This window comes from Virgibacillus salarius, assembly GCF_039521925.1.
Taxonomy (GTDB): domain Bacteria; phylum Bacillota; class Bacilli; order Bacillales; family Amphibacillaceae; genus Virgibacillus; species Virgibacillus salarius.
The window spans coordinates 1-21518 of the sequence record NZ_BAAACY010000129.1; the positions used below are offsets into that span (position 1 = coordinate 1).

At 37.8% G+C, this 21518-nt stretch carries 16 protein-coding genes; all 16 read right to left on the reverse strand.

Annotated elements, in window-relative coordinates; translation table 11 throughout:
• Nucleotides 1-146: 146 nt before the first annotated feature.
• Nucleotides 147-344 (reverse strand): hypothetical protein, encoded by a 198-nt coding sequence (locus ABDZ84_RS16100; protein WP_026682825.1) that lies wholly within the window; start codon nt 342-344, stop codon nt 147-149.
• A gap of 673 nt (nt 345-1017) precedes the next feature.
• Nucleotides 1018-2403: a 23S rRNA (uracil(1939)-C(5))-methyltransferase RlmD gene (gene rlmD, locus ABDZ84_RS16105; RefSeq protein ID WP_026682826.1), complete on the reverse strand. Its 1386-nt coding sequence runs from the start codon at nt 2401-2403 to the stop codon at nt 1018-1020.
• 85 nt (nt 2404-2488) lie between these two features.
• Nucleotides 2489-3403, reverse strand: coding sequence for a diacylglycerol kinase (locus ABDZ84_RS16110; RefSeq protein WP_026682827.1), 915 nt, complete (start codon nt 3401-3403; stop codon nt 2489-2491).
• A gap of 222 nt (nt 3404-3625) precedes the next feature.
• The gene (gatB, locus tag ABDZ84_RS16115) at nt 3626-5056 is read right to left on the reverse strand and encodes an Asp-tRNA(Asn)/Glu-tRNA(Gln) amidotransferase subunit GatB (RefSeq protein ID WP_026682828.1); all 1431 of its coding nucleotides are present in this window, start codon (nt 5054-5056) and stop codon (nt 3626-3628) included.
• The gene (gene gatA / locus ABDZ84_RS16120; protein WP_026682829.1) at nt 5053-6522 is read right to left on the reverse strand and encodes an Asp-tRNA(Asn)/Glu-tRNA(Gln) amidotransferase subunit GatA; all 1470 of its coding nucleotides are present in this window, start codon (nt 6520-6522) and stop codon (nt 5053-5055) included. The genes gatB and gatA overlap by 4 nt, the downstream gene beginning before the upstream one ends.
• An 11-nt stretch (nt 6523-6533) precedes the next feature.
• Nucleotides 6534-6824, reverse strand: a complete 291-nt coding sequence (gene gatC, locus ABDZ84_RS16125) for an Asp-tRNA(Asn)/Glu-tRNA(Gln) amidotransferase subunit GatC (protein WP_026682830.1) — start codon at nt 6822-6824, stop codon at nt 6534-6536.
• Nucleotides 6825-7482: 658 nt separating this feature from the next.
• Nucleotides 7483-9003, reverse strand: coding sequence for a sodium/proline symporter PutP (gene putP, locus ABDZ84_RS16130; RefSeq protein WP_026682832.1), 1521 nt, complete (start codon nt 9001-9003; stop codon nt 7483-7485).
• Between the two features lie 922 nt (nt 9004-9925).
• Nucleotides 9926-10069 (reverse strand): hypothetical protein, encoded by a 144-nt coding sequence (locus ABDZ84_RS16135; RefSeq protein WP_161629293.1) that lies wholly within the window; start codon nt 10067-10069, stop codon nt 9926-9928.
• A 14-nt stretch (nt 10070-10083) separates the two neighbouring features.
• Nucleotides 10084-11361, reverse strand: a complete 1278-nt coding sequence (locus tag ABDZ84_RS16140; RefSeq protein WP_026682833.1) for a helix-turn-helix domain-containing protein — start codon at nt 11359-11361, stop codon at nt 10084-10086.
• 418 nt (nt 11362-11779) lie between these two features.
• Nucleotides 11780-12892 (reverse strand): CamS family sex pheromone protein, encoded by a 1113-nt coding sequence (locus ABDZ84_RS16145; RefSeq protein ID WP_166530067.1) that lies wholly within the window; start codon nt 12890-12892, stop codon nt 11780-11782.
• A 3-nt stretch (nt 12893-12895) separates the two neighbouring features.
• Complete coding sequence (ligA, locus tag ABDZ84_RS16150) at nt 12896-14908, reverse strand: NAD-dependent DNA ligase LigA (RefSeq protein ID WP_026682835.1); 2013 nt, start codon at nt 14906-14908, stop codon at nt 12896-12898.
• Between the two features lie 13 nt (nt 14909-14921).
• On the reverse strand, nt 14922-17144 hold the full coding sequence (pcrA, locus tag ABDZ84_RS16155) for a DNA helicase PcrA (RefSeq protein WP_166530068.1): 2223 nt from the start codon (nt 17142-17144) through the stop codon (nt 14922-14924).
• 18 nt (nt 17145-17162) lie between these two features.
• Nucleotides 17163-17840, reverse strand: a complete 678-nt coding sequence (pcrB, locus tag ABDZ84_RS16160) for a heptaprenylglyceryl phosphate synthase (protein WP_121605863.1) — start codon at nt 17838-17840, stop codon at nt 17163-17165.
• Between the two features lie 394 nt (nt 17841-18234).
• On the reverse strand, nt 18235-18537 hold the full coding sequence (locus tag ABDZ84_RS16165; protein WP_026682838.1) for a YerC/YecD family TrpR-related protein: 303 nt from the start codon (nt 18535-18537) through the stop codon (nt 18235-18237).
• A gap of 21 nt (nt 18538-18558) precedes the next feature.
• A complete protein-coding gene (locus ABDZ84_RS16170) occupies nt 18559-19608 on the reverse strand; it encodes a DUF3048 domain-containing protein (protein WP_121604634.1) in 1050 nt (349 codons plus the stop codon).
• 45 nt (nt 19609-19653) lie between these two features.
• On the reverse strand, nt 19654-21396 hold the full coding sequence (locus ABDZ84_RS16175; RefSeq protein ID WP_343782233.1) for an adenine deaminase C-terminal domain-containing protein: 1743 nt from the start codon (nt 21394-21396) through the stop codon (nt 19654-19656).
• Between the last annotated feature and the right edge of the window lie 122 nt (nt 21397-21518).

Below are 21518 nucleotides of genomic sequence, written 5' to 3' on the forward strand. Positions count from 1 at the left end.
GAATTTGAGTCGTCTTTTTTATAACAAACTTCAAGTTTCACTGAAAAATCATAAGATTTTCAGTGGCCTCTAATGTAACCCGCTTTTTTCTAATTTTTCTGCTTGTTATCCATCCAGGATTAAGCTATTTATATCCATAGTTTTTATTAATTTCCCTCTGTTGACTTCTTTTTTTTATAAATCACACGAACAGCATCCGTAATAAATAATATTATTGCAGCGGTTAAAAAGCCTAGAGTGGTGTATACATTAAGATCAAATATTAAGGTTAAAACAGCTGCCACAACAAAGGCACCTGTACTTGCTATAGTAAGGTACCACCTCGATAGTTTTTTTGATGACATCAAATTTTCTCCTTTCTCCGGTAAGAAGTATACATACCTAAAATTTTACCACTGCAATTAAAATGAATGTTTTGTTACTATTATTAATAATAACAAAATATTCATTTTTTTAAATTCGTAATTAATCTAATTTTATCTACTAATTCCAAAAATCAGAACTAGATCAGCTAAATTAATACTTAAAAAATTTTCGCGAATAAACAAAACATTACAATATAAATCTAGTAAACGTTTACAAAGGTGATGAATAGGAGGTTTTCGCTAAAATTTCTTGTTACATGTTTTTAATTTCGAAAGAGAAATGGACAATAAAAGGGGTTGTGGAAGGTGAGTAGACTACTTAAAACTAGCCACTGTAGCTATTACGGACAAAACAATTGAAATGGTGGAACCAGTTGGCAAATATGACTTCTTAATCAATGGAGAATTAAATCACTTCGATGTTACTATCAGTGATGTCTCAGAGGATGACCAAACACTTTCTGTTAATGAATCCAATGGTCATCTTTTTTGTTTTAAAATAAAGCTCTCTTAAAAAGTTGCGTAGGAAAGAAGAGAAAACCGAGACAAGACAAGGGATGAGCATGAAAAAGACCCGGAAATCGGAAATGTTTATTTTCACGAAATCGGGGTCTTAATCGGAAATGTTTATTTTGTGTCGGAAGTTTACTTTTTAATTAGACACTTTCCTTTCCAACCAAGTAACACACTCCACATGATTGGTCTGTGGAAACATATCAACTGGCTGCACTTCCTTCGTTTCATAGCCACCTTCATCTAATATTTTTAAATCACGAGCTAAGGTAGAAGGATTGCAAGAGACGTAGACAATTCGCTTTGGCTCCATTTCAATCATAGCTTGAAGGAATTCCATTTCACAGCCTTTTCGAGGCGGATCGACGACTATGACATCTGGTCGAAGTCCTTGAGCCTTCCACCACGGCATAATTTTCTCAGCTTCACCAACAACAAATTCAGTGTTCGTAATGCCATTTAATTTAGCATTCATTTTGGCATCACTTATTGCTTCTGGAACCACTTCAATACCGTACACCTTTTTCGCCTGCTGAGCTAAAAATAAAGATATCGTTCCTATTCCGCAATAGGCATCAACAACAATATCATTTGCTCCAAGTTTTGCATATTCCAACGCTTTATCGTATAACACCTTTGTTTGAGGTGGATTCACCTGATAAAAGGATTTAGCGGAAATAGCAAAGCGAATATCACCTATCGTATCGTATATATAAGTTTCGCCCCAAATTACCTTTGTTTTCTTTCCTAAGATGACATTTGTCCGTTGGCTATTCACATTGTGAACAATCGATTTTATATGTGGGTACGTCTCCGTTAATTCCTTTATTAGCTTGTCCTGATGCGGCAGCTTTTCCGTTCGTGTAACGATAACGATCATCGCATCATTTGTTTCTCTACCAGTTCGGACCATAATATGTCGTAATACTCCACGGTTTTGCTTTTCATCATAAGCTTTAATCCCTAATCGATCGGCAATTCTGCGAACAGCTTCTACAAGTCGGTCATTACTATCATCCTGAATGACGCACGTATCCATATCATCAATAATCTGGTGACTTCGTTTTTGATAAAAACCTGTTATTAATTCACCATGCTTATCCCCTACCGGAATTTGTACTTTATTACGATATCTCCAAGGGTCCTTCATACCAATGGTAGGATGTACGGGAACTTGTTCCATATGTGCTATTTTTCGCATAACATTCTTTACTTGATTCTGTTTCATATCCAACTGCATAGCATAGCTCATATGCTGCAGCTGACAGCCGCCGCATTTATAATACACATCACATGGGGGCTCGACACGCTCTGAGCTTGCTTGTCTCACCTCTACTAGTTTGCCGAATCCAAAGTTTTTGTTTACTTTAACAACTTTTACCTCGGCTTCCTCCCCTGGTAGCCCATAAGGTACAAATAGTGGATACCCATCAATTTTGCCTACACCATTTCCTTCATGGGTAAGATCTTCGAAAGTGAGCGTGATGGTTTGATTCTTTTTTACTGGTGCTGTTTGTTTCGCCATGTATATCTTCCTTTACGTGCTAGTCTGTGGTCTTATCTTAACATAACTCTAACCAATAGTATGAACAAAAAGAAGACTACTGCATTCAGTAATCTTCCCCTTCTTTATCGATAAATTCAGTTGGAACACAAAAGTCGATATGTTGCTGCAAATTTATAAATTCTCCGGGCAACAATCCACCAAATTCCCCATCAATATTTAATTGCATCTTCTCATCTGTCGTAACTGTCACATGCTTCGCTTTTTCATAAATGACATGCTTGTCTTCTAAATGAGCTCCCCGCAATGCAAGCGTGGCAATACGAATAAACTCTGCTAAGTTCGTTTTGCGCAAAATAATTAAGTCAAAATATCCGTCTTGCATATTTGCTTCAGGTGCTAACTTCTCAAAGCCACCAACAGAATTCGAATTGGAAATAAGAAATAACATAATATCCTCATCAATAACATTGCCATCATACTCTATTTTTGCTCGAGTTGGCTTTAAGGACGGAAGCATCTCGATTCCCTTCATATAATAAGCTAACTGTCCAAGCATTGTTTTTAGCTTACTCGGAACCTCGTAGGTTAGCTCCGTTAACTTTCCACCACCGGCAATATTTATAAAATAATGATCATTTACTTTGCCGATATCTAAAAGCATCGATTGACCATCTACAATAACATCAACCGCTTTTTTTATATCTCTTGGAATACGTAATGCTCTAGCAAAATCATTGGTTGTACCAACTGGTATAATCCCCAGCCTTGGCCGATGTTCCTGTTCGGCAATTCCATTAATCACTTCATTAATGGTGCCGTCGCCTCCAGCAGCAATAACGAGATCATATCCTCGGTCAACCGCTGTCCTTGCAGCTGTTATCGCATCTCCTTCACAGGTGGTTGCGTGGGTTGATGTTTCATATCCAGCGATTTCGAGCTTTTCTAGAACTGCCGGTAATTCTTTTTTAAAGGCTTCTCTGCCAGATGTGGGATTATAAATAATACGTGCTTTCTTCATTTCATTCCCTCCGCATTGCATGAAATATGCAGGGTCCTTCAACTATTTAAGTCACTAGGTCTCATGGTTTATTTTTCAGTCCAACATCTATCATAGACCTTTTCCATCATTTTGAAAAGGGGAATTGTTGAATTGTTTCGTGAATATGCATTATTTTCCAATGTGTAACTGACTGCAAATACGAGACTACCAATGCTTTTCATTGGTAGTCTTGCCTCCACACTATTTTTTATTTATTTCCTCTAATAGGAGTTTATTTACCATAGGTGGATTTGCTTGTCCTTTTGTTGCCTTCATTACTTGACCGACTAAGAAGCCGACTGCTTTATTTTTACCATTCTGATAATCGATAATCGATTGTTCGTTTTGATCTAGCACACCCGCTATAATTTCGCGTAATTGCCCTTCATCGGAAATCTGCACAAGCCCTTTTTCTTTTACTATCTTTTCTGGGTCTCCACCCTTTTCCACTAATTCAGCAAAGACTTTCTTTGCAATTTTCGAAGAGATGGTACCATCTTCAATTAATTGGATCATCTTAGCTAATGCTTCTGGTGTAATTGCTAATTCATGCAATTCCTTGTAATGCTTATTCATATAAGCAGAGATTTCTCCCATTAGCCAGTTCGACACCTGCTTCATATCCGCATCATGAGCTATTGCTTCTTCAAAGAAATCAGCCATTTGCTTGGAATTGGTCAATACGGCAGCATCATATTCTGGTAAACCAAGTTCTTCCATATAACGTTTTTTACGTGCATCCGGAAGTTCAGGAATTTCTTGACGAATTCGCTCTTTCCACGCCTCATCAATATATAGAGGTACTAAATCAGGTTCAGGGAAATATCGATAATCGTCTGATCCTTCCTTCACTCGCATTAGAATCGTTTCTTTTGATTTTTCATCATAGCGTCGCGTTTCTTGGAGGATTTCTCCTCCGGAAAGCAATACTTTTTCCTGACGCGTTTCTTCAAACTCTAAGCCCTTTTGTACAAAGCTAAAGGAGTTTAAGTTTTTCAGTTCTGCTTTGGTGCCAAATTCCTCTTGGCCAAGTGGACGTAGAGAGATATTTGCATCACAGCGTAGCGAACCTTCCTCCATTTTCACATCCGATACACCAGTATATTGAATAATATTTTTTAATTTTTCTAAGTAGGCATATGCTTCCTCTGGGGAACGCATATCTGGCTCAGAAACAATCTCTATCAATGGCGTACCTTGACGATTGAAGTCTACAAGCGAATATCCATCATCACCATGGGTAAGCTTACCAGCGTCTTCCTCTAAATGTAGACGTGTAATTCCGATCCGTTTTTTCTTGCCATTTACTTCTATTTCAATCCAGCCATTTTCGCCAATTGGCTGATCAAATTGGGAAATCTGATATGCCTTTGGATTATCTGGATAAAAATAGTTCTTACGGTCAAATTTTGTATTTGTAGCAATGTCACAATTAAGAGCCATCGCTGCCTTCATTGCGAAATTAACAGCTTCCTCATTTAATACTGGTAATACACCAGGGTATCCCAGATCAATTGGGTTTACGTTGGTATTTGGATCTGTACCAAATTCATTCGTACTTGGACTGAATATTTTGGATTGTGTTTTTAATTCAACATGTACCTCTAAGCCAATAATTGTTTCGAAATTCATGCGTTGGCACCTCCTAATTGAGGGCGTTGTTTATGATGATCTGTCGCTTGTTCATATGCATGGGCTGCACGGAATACGGTGTTTTCATCAAAATGCTTCCCAATAATTTGCAGTCCGATTGGTAAGCCTTGATCAGAAAAACCGCAAGGAACAGAAATTCCTGGAACGCCTGCAAGGTTGACTGGAATGGTTAAGATATCATTTGCATACATCGTTAATGGATCATCCACCTTTTCCCCAACTTTAAATGCTGGCGTAGGCGTAGTAGGTCCAATAACAACATCATAGTCTTCAAAGATTTTATCAAAATCATTTTTAATTAATGTCCGTACTTTTTGAGCCTTTTTATAATAAGCATCATAGTAGCCAGAACTAAGCGCAAAGGTTCCTAACATAATACGACGCTTAACCTCTTCTCCAAAGCCTTCACTACGTGATTTTTTAAACATATCAATCATATTATTAGCATTTTCCGAACGCACGCCATAACGGACACCGTCAAACCGAGCTAGGTTCGCAGAAGCTTCAGATGATGAAAGTAAATAATAAGTTGCCACTGCATATTTGGAATGTGGTAACGACACTTCCTCCCACGTTGCACCTAATGATTCATATACCTTAAGTGCTTGCAGAACCGATTCCTTGACCTCTGGTGCTACACCTTCAGCAAGGTATTCCTTTGGTACGGCAATTTTCAATCCTTTCACATCACCGGTTAGTGCCTCCGTATAAGCTGGTACTTCTACAGCTGCGCTTGTAGAATCCATTGGATCATGTCCAGCGATTACTTCCAGAACACGTGCATTATCTTCTACATTACGTGTAATTGGGCCGATTTGATCTAAGGATGAAGCAAAGGCAACCAAACCAAAACGTGATACGCGTCCATATGTCGGCTTTAAGCCTACTACTCCACAGAATGCAGCTGGTTGACGAATTGAGCCGCCCGTATCTGAACCTAAAGAGAATAATACTTCTCCTGCTGCTACGGCTGCTGCTGATCCACCACTAGATCCACCTGGTACATAATCGGTATTCCAAGGGTTACGAGTTGGTTCGTAACTGGAATTTTCATTTGAAGAACCCATTGCAAACTCATCCATGTTCAACTTTCCAATCGTAACTGCTTGCTGGTGATTTAATTTGTTAACTACAGTAGCGTTATACAAAGGGTCATTAAAATTGTCGAGGAATTGACTTGCACATGTGGTGCGTAACGCCTTTGTGACAATGTTATCCTTAATACCACTAGGCATTCCAAATAATGCGGTATGTTTATCTGCTGCCTCGTCCAATTCTTTCGCATAGGCATTAGCATTTTCTTCATTTAATGTAAGAAATGCATGAACCTTGTCATCGACTTCTTTAATCCGTTGATAAGAAGCTGCTACTAAATCTTGAACGGTAATTTCATGATTATGTAGTTTTTGTTCTAATTCTTTAATCGTATGATCAAATAATGACATGCTTTTCCCTCCTACTCCAAAATAGATGGTACACGATACTGTCCATCTTGCTGATCAGGAGCATTTTTCATTGCTTCCTCCTGCGTTATCCACTTCTTTGGCTTATCCTTACGAAGCACATTCTTAATGTCTAACACGTGCGTCGTTGGCTCAACATCTGATGTATCTAATTCGTTAAGCTGCTCCGCATATGTAATGATCGAGCTTAATTGCTCTGTAAACATTTCTACTTCTTCCTCGCTAACTTCCAAACGAGCCAAATGAGCAACATGCTTTACTTGATCCTTCGATATATCTGCCACTAGCTTTCCCTCCAAATCTGTTTCTTCTATATTATATACATCTATTGCTTATCCATAAACTTTGGTAACACTATTGATAATAGCAGAACGACCCAACAATAATCAACTATGAAAGAAAAGCGAAGGTGTTTGATTTACGGTGCAGGAACTGCATCCATGCCTTACGTACGAAGCAGTGTTATTCAACATGGCAATTTGCCGTTTATGCTTCTATAGGGCATCCACAATTTATAAAGTAAAACTTCCATTCATGGGGGCTGTTTATCTCCACGGATGGTTAGTACCACAAGGGTATGACCTAAAGGCCTCTGAGCCAATCGAACATTTACTGGCAGTTGTCCCCACACTTTTCCTTATTGGATTCACCTTATTGCTTGAATGGGGGGGTTACTGCCAGTTATATGCGGGATAAAAAAAGGCAAATTATTTTAATAAAGAAAAAGCCGAACTATTATTCGAATTAATGGTTGCCCCAGAAGATAGATTTTTCACTCTAACTTCTGGGAGCGATACCTACCTTAACATTCGAATCTGTTCGGCTTTGCTGGTTCTAAAATTTGTTGCGGCTTTGATAAAGTCCTTGAATTCGTTTATACTTTTTTCTATTGTTCTTTCGTTATTAGAAGCAGCGTTTAAGCCACATCTTATTACTTGTGATTTACTCTTTCAATTTTTCTAAGGTCTCGTCAAAGTCTGATTTTAGCTCAGGATCTGTTTTGCCAAGAAGACTCACAACGATTGCTACAATCATATTCATAATGAAGCCGGGAACAATTTCATATAAATCAAAGATTCCACCAGAAAGTAGATCTCCCCAGATAATAACAGTAACTGCACCAACGATAATACCTGCTAGTGCACCATTTCGAGTAATGCCTTTCCAGAATAGTGACAGGATAATGATTGGACCAAACGCTGCACCGAAACCAGCCCATGCATAACCAACGAGATCAAGAACAGAGCTTTCCGGGTTCATGGCAATAATTAATGCTACAATCGCAATCAATACCGTTGCTATTCTTCCAACCCACACTAATTCCTTCGCAGATGCTTTTTTACGGAAAATCGCTTTATAGAAATCCTCCGCTACTGCTGATGAAGATACGAGCAATTGTGAATCTACTGTACTCATAATTGCTGATAAAATAGCAGCTAACAGCACACCAGCTACTACAGGGTGGAATAAAATCTGTGAAAATGCAATAAAGATTTTTTCTGGATCAGCCAACACTTGAAGTCCATCTTGATTAGCCACTTCAATTCCAAATTGGCTTAGAATCGGTACTTCTTGTGTACTTATAAATGCTAATCCAATAAAACCAGTAAATATGGCACCGTAAAGTCCTAAAATCATCCACGCCGTACCAATAAATTTCGCTTTTGGTACATCTTTCGCTGAACGCAATGCCATAAAACGGACTAAAATATGCGGCTGACCAAAATAACCAAGTCCCCATGCTAGTGAAGAAATAATTGCCATTATTCCAACACCTTGAACCATATTAAGATGTGATGGATTGATTTCTCCGACTGCTTGTACAGCGTCACTCCATCCACCCATTTGGTTTAACGCGACAATTGGTACAATAATGAGTGCAAGAAACATAAGAATACCTTGTATAAAATCAGTCCAAGATACTGCCAAAAATCCTCCAAGTAACGTATATGATACAACAACGATCGCACCGATCCAAAGTGCTGTCATATAGTCAAGACCAAAAGATGCCTCAAATAATTTTGCACCTGCAACTAATCCTGAAGATGTGTAAAAGGTGAAGAATAATAAAATTACTAAAGCAGATATAACACGGAGAATATGTGATCTATCCTTAAATCTATTTTCAAGGAAATCAGGGATTGTAATCGAGTTATTTGATACTTCGGTGTAAATACGTAAACGTTTGGCAACAAACTGCCAATTTAAATAAGCACCTGTTGCAAGACCAATTCCCATCCAAGCTTCTGACATTCCAGATGCATAGATTGCGCCTGGTAAACCTAGTAACAGCCATCCACTCATATCAGATGCCCCAGCACTTAATGCTGCAACGCCTGGTCCTAGGTCTCGCCCACCGAGGACATAATCGGATAAGTTATTGGTACGATAATACATGACGACGCCGATAGCCAGCATCCCAAGTAAATATACAATAAAGGTTATTAATGTTGTAAGATCCACGTACTATTTTCTCCTCTCAGTAAATAAAGTAATGATCGATAATAAAAGTACAATTGGCATTGGAACAAATAACCAAAACCAGGTAGCACCTCGAATCGCATATTCCATACAAACAATGCCCCTCTCTCTAAAAATATAGCATTATTATTTTGAGATTCATTTCTCAAATAAGCACATCGACTATGATTTCATATAATTAATTATTTTTCAAGTTACATAGGGCTCACAAATGGCGCCCTATCAAGCTTCCTACTAAATAGAACTATCATATACAGTGATATGTTATGAAGAATAATCATTTTCATACATGAAAGAGATAAGAGTTCCGTATATGTAAATATAGTCCAAATCCTTTTAAATAACTCCTAATAACTCAAAATTTCTATATAAAAAATTTTTTCAATAAATTTTTCAATCTGAGCCATATGCTGTAGATTATTCCGCTAAAGTGCTGGAAGACTTCAACTTTAAGAGCCTGTGTTGGTACAAAAGGGACTAAGTGGGAGAAAACGACACCTAAATACCCAATTTGTTCAGAACCTTTGGGTCATACTCTTGTGGTACGAACATTCAGTAGGGTATGGAAGAAAACTTCTACGGAATGAAGTTTCACTTTATCGGAACATAAGTGCAAGCGCCAGATTAGAAACGTAGCGACTGGAGCGAATCAACGAAGATAAAGGAATCACGGTGACCTTGCGAGCCGATGATAACTTATCCTAGGGCGATTCGTGAAGTCTATCTGGACGCTAGAGCTGGACGCGGCTCAACACGCCCCTATTTCTCCATAGCCTCAAATTTTATATTTTCCTAGACTACAAAAAAAGTCCCGGAATGGGTTCCACGCCATCCCAGGAAAATCCATCATATAGTAATAGGGTAAAAAAATTTAAAAACCAGTTTGCGAAAAAATCAAAAATAACTAAAATTGTGATACAGGTTGCCCAATAGACACAACCTCAGGCTCGAGTTCATGAGCTAATTCTGTTGAATTATTGTCATGAGTATTTAAAAATCCTATCATAAGAAGTGAGCCTAATGCCATTGAAGCAAATAACTTCTTCATTAACATCCCCCCCTTTAAAGATTAATTAATTCATTATAAGCTGAATTTGCTAGTTTATAATATTTAACAGATTCTTTATACTTACCAAGCTTTTCAAAATGGCTGCCAAGCATTTTAGCATAGACAACTAAATTGCTATGGTCGTCATGCTGCTTCAGATAAGGTATAAATTCATCTGTTACTAATGCCCTGAACTTTTCTTGCTCATTGTTTAATGCATATGTGTACGTATGAATAATATAGTAATACAGTTGATAATAATGATCATCACTAGCTAAGTCTAATATTGTTAAAGCTTTTTTAATCATTTCCTTTGTTTTTTCATAATCTCCAATATTATAATATTCTTTTATTAATGATGTTATTGATGCAAGTCTTTCTTTTATTTTTATCGCTTCATCATCTTCTTCTTCAATAACAAAAACATAGTATTTAATAGCTTCTTCAGTATTGCCAATCTTAGAGTGAGCATATCCTAAATTTAGATTCGCTAACTGAATTACCTGTTTATTTTTATTTAGTTCACCTAAATGCTTTGCTAAATTATAATTTTTAATAGCTTTATCATACATATCAATTCTGCGGTAGGAAATCCCTAACAGTATATGGCATTGGGCACAACGGATAAAATTATAATTTCGTTGAAAGACATCCATCGCCTTATTGGCATAATCAATAACTTCCAACGTATTTCGTAACTTACTATTTGTGACTGAAATCGTATAATGTAAATCCGCAACTTCCTCTTCATCAAGATCTACCTGATTTATTTTATCCTCTGCCATCTTATACAATCGCATTGCTTGATTAAATTCTCCAGTAAATGAATAATAATTCCCCTTAAATTTGTACCAATAATAAAGATGGTCATTATCAAATGAATTAACCATTTCACTTAATTCATTCATCTTAGATAACGCTTTATCGATTTGTCTTAAGATTATATAGTATCTAATTTTGTGAATCTCAAATAGAAAAAAGCTATCATTAATGCTTCTGTCCATTAATGCTTGTAAATCCTTATATGTATCGATTATCTCTTTTTTGTCATATACATCAAAAAGCATTGCATACCATTGCTTACACTTTTTTTGTAAGTCTGTATCAACTCCATCGATCAATTCGATACCAAGTCGATTACATAGTAATTGAATTATTTCAGGGCTCGCGTCTGTTTTTTTATTTTCGATCTTGGATAAATAGGATAGTGAAACGATGCCTTCTGCTAACTCTCCTTGTGTCATCTCTTGCTTCGTACGCTGCAGTTTGATAAAGGGACCTATTTCTATCAACCTTCCCACCTACCATCTACTTTTTATTATGCTACTTTATTTTGTATAGTCATATTATAACATAATTTCAGATAATTCATATTGGGAAAATAATAGAGAAATGAACACTATTTATAGGCGAAACAGGCAAAAAAACTTTCCGATTTTCCTCACAGAGGAAAATTAGTCCTTGTTCGACATGAATCATGGTAAGAAACCTGAATTATTTATATGACTATTTTATTATGAATTTACAACTTTTCGGAAGTCTTCGAAAAACACAAGTCACTTTTAGGTAATCTGGTCTGTCTCTTTCGTATAAGAATTTACGAAAAATTGTACATTATTGTTTAGTTCTCGTTTGTTTTCCTGACTTTCCTAACCAAATAAAGTAAAAGGATGGAGACGATCTCCATCCTTTTACTTATTACTTTCTTTATTAATGGAAAATATGCACCGTCGGCTTATCGGCTCCTGCCTCACGGTATATCATACTTTCTAGTTTATCACTGGAAGTAATTTTAATCTCTAAATCATAGTAATCCTTAAACATATCCTGTACTAATCCATAGGCATACTGTGTGAAGCCAACCACTTCACCTTTTCCGTAGAATTCAATCGGGATTTCAATTGTCATCTTTTGCAATTCTTCATTCATATAGAATCCTTCCCCAATGACTCCTACATAGTTTGGAAAATATGAAGCAATTTCTTTACCAAAGCTAGTAACGATCTCTTGATCCTCATAATATTTTTTCTTCCCCTCGTCGGAAGGGAATAAAACATATTCTTCATCAATCGTATCCCAATCACCAATGGATGCACTATTACTAGGAACATTAGTCTTTGCAATAAAATTTCCTGGAACTGGGGAAGATTGATCTTCCTCCCTATATAAAGCCATCATCACGGGTACTTTTTCTAAGCCCTCGATTTCTCGAATACTTTTTATGACCTTCTGGGCAATCTTATTTCCTTCCTTTAGCATTTCAGACTTGGAAATCGATTCATAATAGTAGGGACCACCGGGCTCCGTTTGGAAGCGATAGACGGACTTCATTGCAATTCCAAGCGATATTCCGGCTAATTCTACAGATTTATCCTCTTTTTTTACCAAGTAATTTTGCTCTAAAATATGAGAAAGATAACGTGGATTATCCTCAAAGTATTTTTTCTTGGCCTTTTCCTTTTTAGGCGGGTTTAACTTATCAATCCACTTAAGCACAGTATCTTCATCAATATACTGACCTTCCTGAAATAAATATTTCTTCGGATCATACACTTCCTTGGATTGACGACGTAATCCTTCCTCCATCTCATCAATATCTAGTCGATTGGCCACTTGTCCAACGATGACTCCCCTAGCTTTCCCAGGTTCAAAGGGAAGAATCATTTTATAATTTTCCTCCGATAATTGATAGCTTGGTACGATTGCTGTTTCCTGCTTCGAATCAGACTCATCGTTTTGAACAACTTCTTCTTCATTGACATCGGGAGCACAGCTTGTCACGAATAAAAGCACGCCCAGTAACCAAATACTTAATTTTTTCATGACTTACACTCCTCCATTTTCAATAGCTTGCTGAAATTGTTCTTCATTCCATACGTCAACTTCAAGCTTCTGGGCTTTCACCAGCTTCGATCCGGCATCTTCTCCCGCGATTAGGATATCCGTCTTTTTACTAACACTGCCAGTAACAGACCCACCTAACCCCTCAATAATTTCCTTTGCTTGAGGCCGAGTAAAATACTCCATTTTCCCTGTTAATACAATCGTCTTCCCATGAAATATGCTTTCCTCTGTTTGTGTAGAAGGCTTCGTCCCTAAATACGTCATGTTAATTCCCAGATCTCTTAGCTCATTTAAGAGATCAATAACTTGCTGCTCTTGAAAATATTGCGCGATTGAATCAGCCATTTTATCTCCAATTTCATTTATTTCTAATAGGTCTTCATATGTTACTTTTTGCAGGTTATCCATCGTTTCAAATTCCATTGCTAATGTCTTTGCAGCCTTTGATCCGACAAATCGAATACCTAATCCAAACAGCAGGCGCTCCAGTGAATTCTCCTTTGATACTTCAATAGCACGTAATAAATTATCAACTGACTTTTCGCCCATACGTTCTAACTCAAGCAATTCTTCTTTTTTCAGACGGTAAATATCAGCTATTGTATGCACAAGGTTCTCCTGAAAAAGCTGAATAATTACTTTCTCTCCTAAACCATCAATATTCATAGCATTACGTGAAACAAAGTGAATAAGCCCTTCCTTTAATTGCGCAGGACAACTAGGATTAATACAACGTAAGGCAACTTCCTCTTCTAATCTAACTAATTCACTCCCACAGGCTGGACATTCAGCTGGCATATGGAATTCCTGCTCTGAGCCAGTACGCGCTTCGACCATCGCTCGTACCACTTTCGGGATAATATCACCAGCTTTTTTAATCACAACGGTATCGCCAATACGGATATCCTGTTCTCGGATAAGATCCTCATTGTGCAAGGAAGCTCGTTGTACGGTAGTTCCAGCTACTTTTACAGGGTTGAGAATAGCCGTTGGTGTGACAACGCCAGTTCTCCCTACACTTAATTCAATATCCGTTAATTTTGTTACTGCTTCTTCTGCTGGAAATTTATAAGCAATTGCCCAGCGTGGACTTTTCGCAGTAAAACCTAACTCCTCTTGTTGCTTGAGATTATTTACTTTTATAACAATCCCATCGATTTCATAATTTAAATTTGGACGTTCCTTCGTCCAATAGGAAACATACTCTAAAACTTCATCAATGGTATCGCATTTTTTCCACTCTGGGTTTGTTTTCAGCCCTAACTCCTTCAGTCGTTCCAAACGCTCACTATGTGTGGTTAGTTTACTATTTTTCCACGCACCAACCCCATAGAGAAAGATGTCCAAATTTCGCTTAGCAGCAATCTTTGGGTCAAGCTGCCGTAAAGAACCTGCTGCCGCATTACGAGGATTCGCAAAGGGCTCTTCCTCATTTGCTTCTTTTTCCTTATTTAAGGCTAAAAACGATTGATGAGGCATAAACGCTTCACCACGAACTTCAATGGTTTCCGTTTCTTTAATGGATAGTGGGATACTACGAATGGTCCGCAGATTACTAGTAATATCCTCACCTGTCGTACCATCCCCACGCGTAGCTCCACGTACCAATTTTCCATTTTCATACGTCAGCGAAACAGCTAAACCATCAATTTTTAATTCACAGACAAATTGAACTGGTTCATCTGTTCCCTGACTTGCGCGTCGTGCAAAATCTCGCAAATCCTGTTCATTAAACGCATTTCCCAAGCTTAACATCGGAATCTTATGCTGAACTTTTTGAAATGCGTCTAACGGTTCTCCGCCCACTCTTTGCGTTGGAGATTCGGCAGTTACCAGGTCTGGAAAAGCCTCTTCTAGTTTTCGCAGTTCCTGCATTTTCTGGTCATAGACCGCATCTGGAACGGAAGGGTTATCCAGCACGTGATATTCATAATTATAGTGATTTAAAATTTCGGTTAATTGCTTAACCTTATCTTGTGCCTGTTGTCGATCCATGCAAGCACCTCCCTTACTCCTTCGTGATTGGCGCAAATTTAGCCAAGACTCGTTTTATACCTACTGGCGCTGGAAAAGCAATATCTAACTCCATTGCCTCTCCTTCTCCTTGAACTTTAACAACTGTACCAACACCCCATTTTTTATGGTGTGCCTTCTCACCAGGTCCCCACGTCTCATTTTCTGCACCTGTCGTTTTTTGCATACGCTCCGCTTTACGTTTCATAGGTGCAGGAGCTGGCTTAGATTTCTGTCCGATACTTCCACCAAACATAGACATTTTCGCTTCTTCCATTCCATCAATTAATTCTTCTGGAATTTCATTAATAAATCGACTAACGGGGTTCATGTTCGTCCGGCCGAAAAGTGTACGCATTTTAGCATGCGTCATATAAAGCTCTTTCTCCGCTCTCGTAATGCCTACATAAGCTAGTCTTCGTTCTTCTTCCATTTCTTCTTCATCTAACATCGAACGACTGTGCGGGAAAACATTTTCTTCTAAACCGATTAAGAAGACAACCGGAAATTCTAGTCCTTTGGCCGCGTGTAATGTCATTAATGTAATTTTTTCCTCTGCCTCTGTCTCTTCTTCATCTACTTGATCAATGTCAGCAATTAAAGCCAGATCTGTTAAAAAAGCAACAAGTGTCTTGTCCTCACTGGTTTCTTCAAAATCCTTTGTTACAGTCATAAATTCTTCCAAGTTTTCCAAGCGACTTTGCGCCTCGATCGTTCGTTCATTTTTCAGCATTGTTTCATAGCCTGTCCGTTCTAAAACGGCTTCTACCATATCGGTTGCAGTAAGAAACTCTTGCTGCTGCGATAATGTACGAATAAGATTACCAAATTCCGCTAGAGCATTTGCGGCCTTTTTCGAAACACCGGTAAAATCAACCTCTTTAACTGCTTCATGAAAGGATATATCATGGAGTGCTGCATATTCACGTAATCGATCAATGGATGTTTTTCCGATTCCTCTTTTTGGAACATTAACAACGCGTTCAAAGCTAAGGTCGTCATCGGGATTAGCTATAAGTCGAAGGTAAGCTACCATATCTTTAATTTCCTTACGATCATAGAACTTAGTACCACCTACCATTTGATAGGAAATATTTGACTTCACTAATGTGTCCTCAATCGCACGTGACTGTGCATTTGTTCTGTACAGTATTGCCACTTCACTTGGTGAATATCCTTGACTACGCGTTAATTCTTGAATCTTTTCAGTTACAAACAATGCCTCTTCTTGTTCTGTAGCACCTTGAAAGTAATGAATATTTTTACCTTCTGGATTTTCTGTCCACAGCTTCTTTGGTTTTCTTCCACTATTGCGTTCGATAACTTTATTAGCGGCTTGTAAAATTGATTTCGTTGATCGGTAATTCTGCTCCAACAAAATTGTCCGTGATGTTGGATAATCCTTCTCAAAAGTAAGGATATTGGTAATATCAGCTCCCCGCCAACGATAGATCGATTGATCCGAGTCACCAACAACACAAAGGTTTTGATACCTGCTTGCAAGTTGTTTCACAAGTGCATATTGTGCATGGTTTGTATCTTGATACTCATCAACATGAATGTATTGAAATCTCCTTTGATAATATTCCAATACCTCTGGTACTCGTTGAAAAAGATGTATCGTCTGCATAATTAAATCATCGAAGTCCAGAGATTGATTTTTTTGTAGCATCTTTTGATAAGCCTCATATACTTGACCTACTTGACGATCAAAGAAGTTACCTACCTTTTTATTAAATTCTTCAGCAGTAACTAATTCATTTTTCGCAGCACTAATTTGTCCTAGCATTGCTCGTGGCTCAAATTTCTTTGGATCCATATTAAGGTTTTTTAAAATTTGTTTAATCGCAGACAACTGGTCACTGCTGTCCAAGATAGTAAAGTTACTGTTATAACCAATTCGGTCAATATCTCTTCGTAAAATTCGTACACACATGGAGTGAAAGGTCGAAACCCACATTTGATCACTCTCAGGTCCAACTAATTTACGCACGCGTTCTTTCATCTCACGTGCAGCTTTATTCGTAAATGTAATTGCTAAAATATTACGAGGAGAAACGTCCTTTTCTCCTAATAAGTAAGCAATCCGATGGGTTAATACTCTTGTCTTTCCACTTCCTGCACCGGCCATAATAAGTAAAGGGCCGTCTGTATGTGTAACAGCTTCTTTTTGCTGTTTATTTAATCCTTTTAATAAGTCATCTTTTGTTTGACTCATTTTTACACCGCCTAACTATTAACTATCTTTTACCGCTTTTACCGTTTTTAATGCTTGCTTGATATCTGTATATATACGATTGCCAACGATAATTACATCCGCGTGTTCTTTCATTTCCCGTGCCTGTTGGACTGTTTCAATACCACCACCGTAAAACAATAGTGAATGTTCCAATTGAGCTTTTACTTTTTCGACCAGCACTGGGTCCCCGTAGGTTCCACTATACTCCATATAAAAGACAGGCAAGTGAAAAACCTTATCTGCCATATAAGCATACGCAATCACATCATCTTCATCCGGTAAATAGCTGTTCGTATGTATGAAAGCTTTTGCGTCCTTATTCAATATACAATATCCTTCAAATAATATCTCACTATACTCAAGCATATCAACAAATTCTTTAATAGCTTGATGTTGAATATCCATCATCCACTTTTTTTCCTTCGAATTAAGCACCATAGGAATATAGTAATAATCAAAGCCTGGAGTTATTGCATCCATGGATGAAATCTCTAAAATACAAGGTACTGTATATCTACGTATTCTTGAGAGTAGATCAAGCACGCCATCTAATGTTATGTTATCTGTCCCACCTACAATTATGGCATCTGTCCCTGACTCACAAACCATTTCTAAATGTTCATCTGAGATTTCTTTGGCAGGATCAAGCTTAAAAATATGCTGCCAAGCATTCATTGTTTTATCCAAAATAATAGTCCTCCATCATTATAATCCATTAGTTTATTATATCAAAAAACATTCTAGGAATTTAGAGATAAGGATAATCTTTTTACGTAAAACATGCGTGAGTCCATATATTTTAACGAAAACGCTGTACACTGCAAACAAGTGGATTTATTATCAACTGTTAAGCAAAAAGTTAACTTCATCGTTTCTTGCTGTATGTGCTAATCTATTCTTGATCTTCATAGGACAGCTTCCTAGAGCACATATAGTGGTCGGGAAACCAGCGTTATCTTACCAAGAAGTTTTTTGACCCACATTAAAGCTTCCCAGAACCCTTGGCATAGCTCGAGAGGTTCAAAAACAAAAACTAGAAATGTCGATGATGACATTTCTAGTTTTTGGTTTAATCGTCTTTGTCCCCTATGATGCGATCAAGTACTAATTGATACCCTTCACTTCCAAAATTAATGCACCGTCTTACTCGTGATATCGTAGCAGTTGATGCATTTGTCTCCTGTTCAATTGCATTATACGTACTTCCATCCATTAGCATTTTTGCTACTTGTAATCGTTGGGAAATAGAATGGATTTCTGACATCGTTGCAATATCATCAAAAAAACGATAGCATTCTTCCCGGTCTTTTAATGAAAGGATTGCATCAAATAATTGATCCAATTGTTTCCCACGTAGTTTATCTATTTGCACACCAAAGCCCTCCTGCTTCCATTACTCATTTGATATCGTTACGGCTCTCTTTATACCAGGTTCGGTCGGAATCACATTAATCCACGTTTTTCCTGGAGCAAATGCAACTTCTTTCCCGTCTTTCATTGGAACAATTCTTCCATTTCTATTTTCCCAGCGAAGTTCTTGAACTACACCTTTTTGCAAGAGATAAGCATCTCCACCTGATTGTAAATCGATAGCCCGACGACCAGCATCATCAATTACTTCATGATGAGTCTCTATTATAAATACATTACTAGCCTGAATAGCTTCCTCTGATTCTAACTCTATTGTCTTTTCCTGATCACTGTATCTTGTATATGCTTGCGAACGTTTATTATAATCAAATTCAACAATCTCCGTAGGCGTATCGGAATATACAATTTTCACATGGTTACCAGGTTCACCAGCTACCTGCTCACCTTCTGATAAGAAAGGCAAGGGCTCATACGTTGCTTTCGTATCATAGCCTTTCGCTTCTGCTTTTTCATAGACAGATCCAAGCTGTAAATACGAATTATGCGGTGCCTTTCTAAAAGGTTCACGTTTAAATAATACACCATCATTATCATAAAACGAACCATTCAAATGGTCAATTCCCCGCTGTTCTATCCTATCATTTACAAATCCAGCAGCCCCATGATAAACATAGATTGCATTATAATCATTTGCTAGTTCGAAATAGTATTCTCTCGCACTTCGTACAGGTCCTACAACATCTGGCATTTCACTTTGGAAGAGTGCTAAAAACCGAGTAATTTTACCTTCTGCTAGCATTTCAAATACGATATCTGCTTTCGATAATCCTGTCTGTGGTCTAGCTTTTGTGTGATTATTAACCATTACACCTACCATTCTATTATTAACGACTTCATCTGTACCTATTCCTGTTAGTGGATACATATTTTCATATTCTTCCGGGACTTGGAACGAATCGGACTTCTGTTCCAAGCCAGAATCCTTCGATTCATTATCACGAGCTTCCTTTTCATCATTACACGCTGCAAGAAATATAAAAGCTAGAAAAACGATACATAATAATTTTTTCATATTCCACAACACCTTTGAAAAGTTAGTATAGTATTATATTATACGCTAACACATCGTTGCCGGGAATAGAACTTCTTTTTTCTTCACATCGATAATTCCTTGTTGTGTAATTCGTATATAAGGTAGATGTGTTGACGCAAGAAAGAAGATGGAATATACCGGATCTTGAAATGGATAGCCAAAATCCTGTAAATAATCCTTTAATTCTTTCTCCTTTTCAATAAGCTCTTTCATATCTCCATCAAACATCATACCACTTAGAGAAAGCGGAATTTCTAAAAGGATCTTCCCTTGATGGACGAGGACAATACCTCCACCCATTTCTTTTATCCGTTTCCCCGCAAGTATAATATCTTGTTTATCCTTACCAATGAACACAAAGTCTCCAGTTGTTGAATACGAGCTGGCAAGTGCACCTAATTTACTAGTAAATCCGCGTAATGTTGTATTAACTCGCCACTTTCCTTTTCTGTCCAGCATTAATAAAAAGGCCTCATTTGTTTGCTCAGGAAGTCTATCGACCGTTATATCGATTTCAATTGGATAAGGCTTCATAATGACATCATTCACCATTTCTAAACCAATTGGAACGGAAAATTGCAGTTCATTTTTTCCTAGTTCCCAATCTAAATTCAACGGTTTAAGTCCGTATGCTTGCCAATCAATTTTTTGGTGAACGGTTTCTTCCGCTCCATTTTTTACAATCCATTTTCCTTTAGCAAGGACACTTTCTGGATGCGGATTATCCTTTGCATATAAAATATTAATATGAGCAAGCCGACCAGGCGCAATACTTCCCAATTGTTCTTCCATGCGAAGATGCTTAGCAGCGTTAAAGCTCCCCATCAGATATGCCTCCTCCAATGGAATACCTTTTTTGATAGCAATATCAATACAGACATTCATTAAGCCATCTTCATAAAATCCAGGTGTAGCTCCATCCGTTGTCATCGTTAAATGATCAAATGACTTTAGGTCAAGCGCAATCAGCTCTGCTAGTATCCTTGGCAAGTCTGGTCGAATAGAGGAGTAGCGTAAACCAACTTGATACCCTAGCTGTAAACGCCGGATTACTTCTTCTCCTGTCATCGATTCATGGTCTGCATTAATTCCTAATAATTTCATTTTCGTTAATGTCCGTTCAGACGCACCCGGAAAATGCCCTTCAACCGGCTTTCCATGTCGCTTCGTCTCTTGTATCCAGTAAAGTAGCCGATCATCCCCAGCTAATAGTTCTGGCCATGCGGTTAATTCGCCACCCTGTAAAACGGCTGGATGCTTAATCCATTCTAAGACGTCTTCCGTATGAAAGATATCATCTTGCTGCTGCATTTCAGTTTGAGCGTCAAACCTTGCCCACCAATACATTGACACAGGTAGCTTACGAAATTCATCCAATATAGAAAACGCTTTCTTTTTTTGCAACAAAAAAAGCCATAACAGGTTATCATTTACTAATGTCGTTGTACCAGTCCTTCCAGCATGTTTTGCCAATTGTTCTGGATTATACAGTTGGAATGGATGTGCGTGTGGCTCGATATAACCTGGCACTGCATACTTTCCCTGACAGTCATAAACTTCCGTACGGTTCATATTTTTAGGAGTTTTGTCTCCAACATATACGATCCGATCCTCATCGATCCAAATGTTCGCTTGTAACCATTGTTTTGTATACGCATTTAAATACGTGCAATTTGTTAAAACTAATGTCGGTGACGACGCTTCATCAATCACTCGAACATGTTGCCTAATTTCTCTATTTCTCCAGTGATATCCGTTATTTTGCATGGTTAAACAACTCTCTCCATCTTAATATTTCTTTTTCATTTCCTAACCGTATACCTTCTGTAAAGATATAAATACTGTTAACAGCTAACTTTATCCGTAACAACCAAATCCCTTCGTATTTG

What these genes read in the sequence shown, in the direction of transcription:
- ABDZ84_RS16100 (WP_026682825.1), bottom strand. Translation starts at nt 344, where the DNA reads ATGTCATCAAAAAAACTATCGAGGTGGTACCTTACTATAGCAAGTACA.
- rlmD (WP_026682826.1), bottom strand. Translation starts at nt 2,403, where the DNA reads ATGGCGAAACAAACAGCACCAGTAAAAAAGAATCAAACCATCACGCTC.
- ABDZ84_RS16110 (WP_026682827.1), bottom strand. Translation starts at nt 3,403, where the DNA reads ATGAAGAAAGCACGTATTATTTATAATCCCACATCTGGCAGAGAAGCC.
- gatB (WP_026682828.1), bottom strand. Translation starts at nt 5,056, where the DNA reads ATGAATTTCGAAACAATTATTGGCTTAGAGGTACATGTTGAATTAAAA.
- gatA (WP_026682829.1), bottom strand. Translation starts at nt 6,522, where the DNA reads ATGTCATTATTTGATCATACGATTAAAGAATTAGAACAAAAACTACAT.
- ABDZ84_RS16135 (WP_161629293.1), bottom strand. Translation starts at nt 10,069, where the DNA reads ATGAAGAAGTTATTTGCTTCAATGGCATTAGGCTCACTTCTTATGATA.
- ABDZ84_RS16145 (WP_166530067.1), bottom strand. Translation starts at nt 12,892, where the DNA reads ATGAAAAAATTAAGTATTTGGTTACTGGGCGTGCTTTTATTCGTGACA.
- ligA (WP_026682835.1), bottom strand. Translation starts at nt 14,908, where the DNA reads ATGGATCGACAACAGGCACAAGATAAGGTTAAGCAATTAACCGAAATT.
- pcrA (WP_166530068.1), bottom strand. Translation starts at nt 17,144, where the DNA reads ATGAGTCAAACAAAAGATGACTTATTAAAAGGATTAAATAAACAGCAA.
- pcrB (WP_121605863.1), bottom strand. Translation starts at nt 17,840, where the DNA reads ATGAATGCTTGGCAGCATATTTTTAAGCTTGATCCTGCCAAAGAAATC.
- ABDZ84_RS16170 (WP_121604634.1), bottom strand. Translation starts at nt 19,608, where the DNA reads ATGAAAAAATTATTATGTATCGTTTTTCTAGCTTTTATATTTCTTGCA.
- ABDZ84_RS16175 (WP_343782233.1), bottom strand. Translation starts at nt 21,396, where the DNA reads ATGCAAAATAACGGATATCACTGGAGAAATAGAGAAATTAGGCAACAT.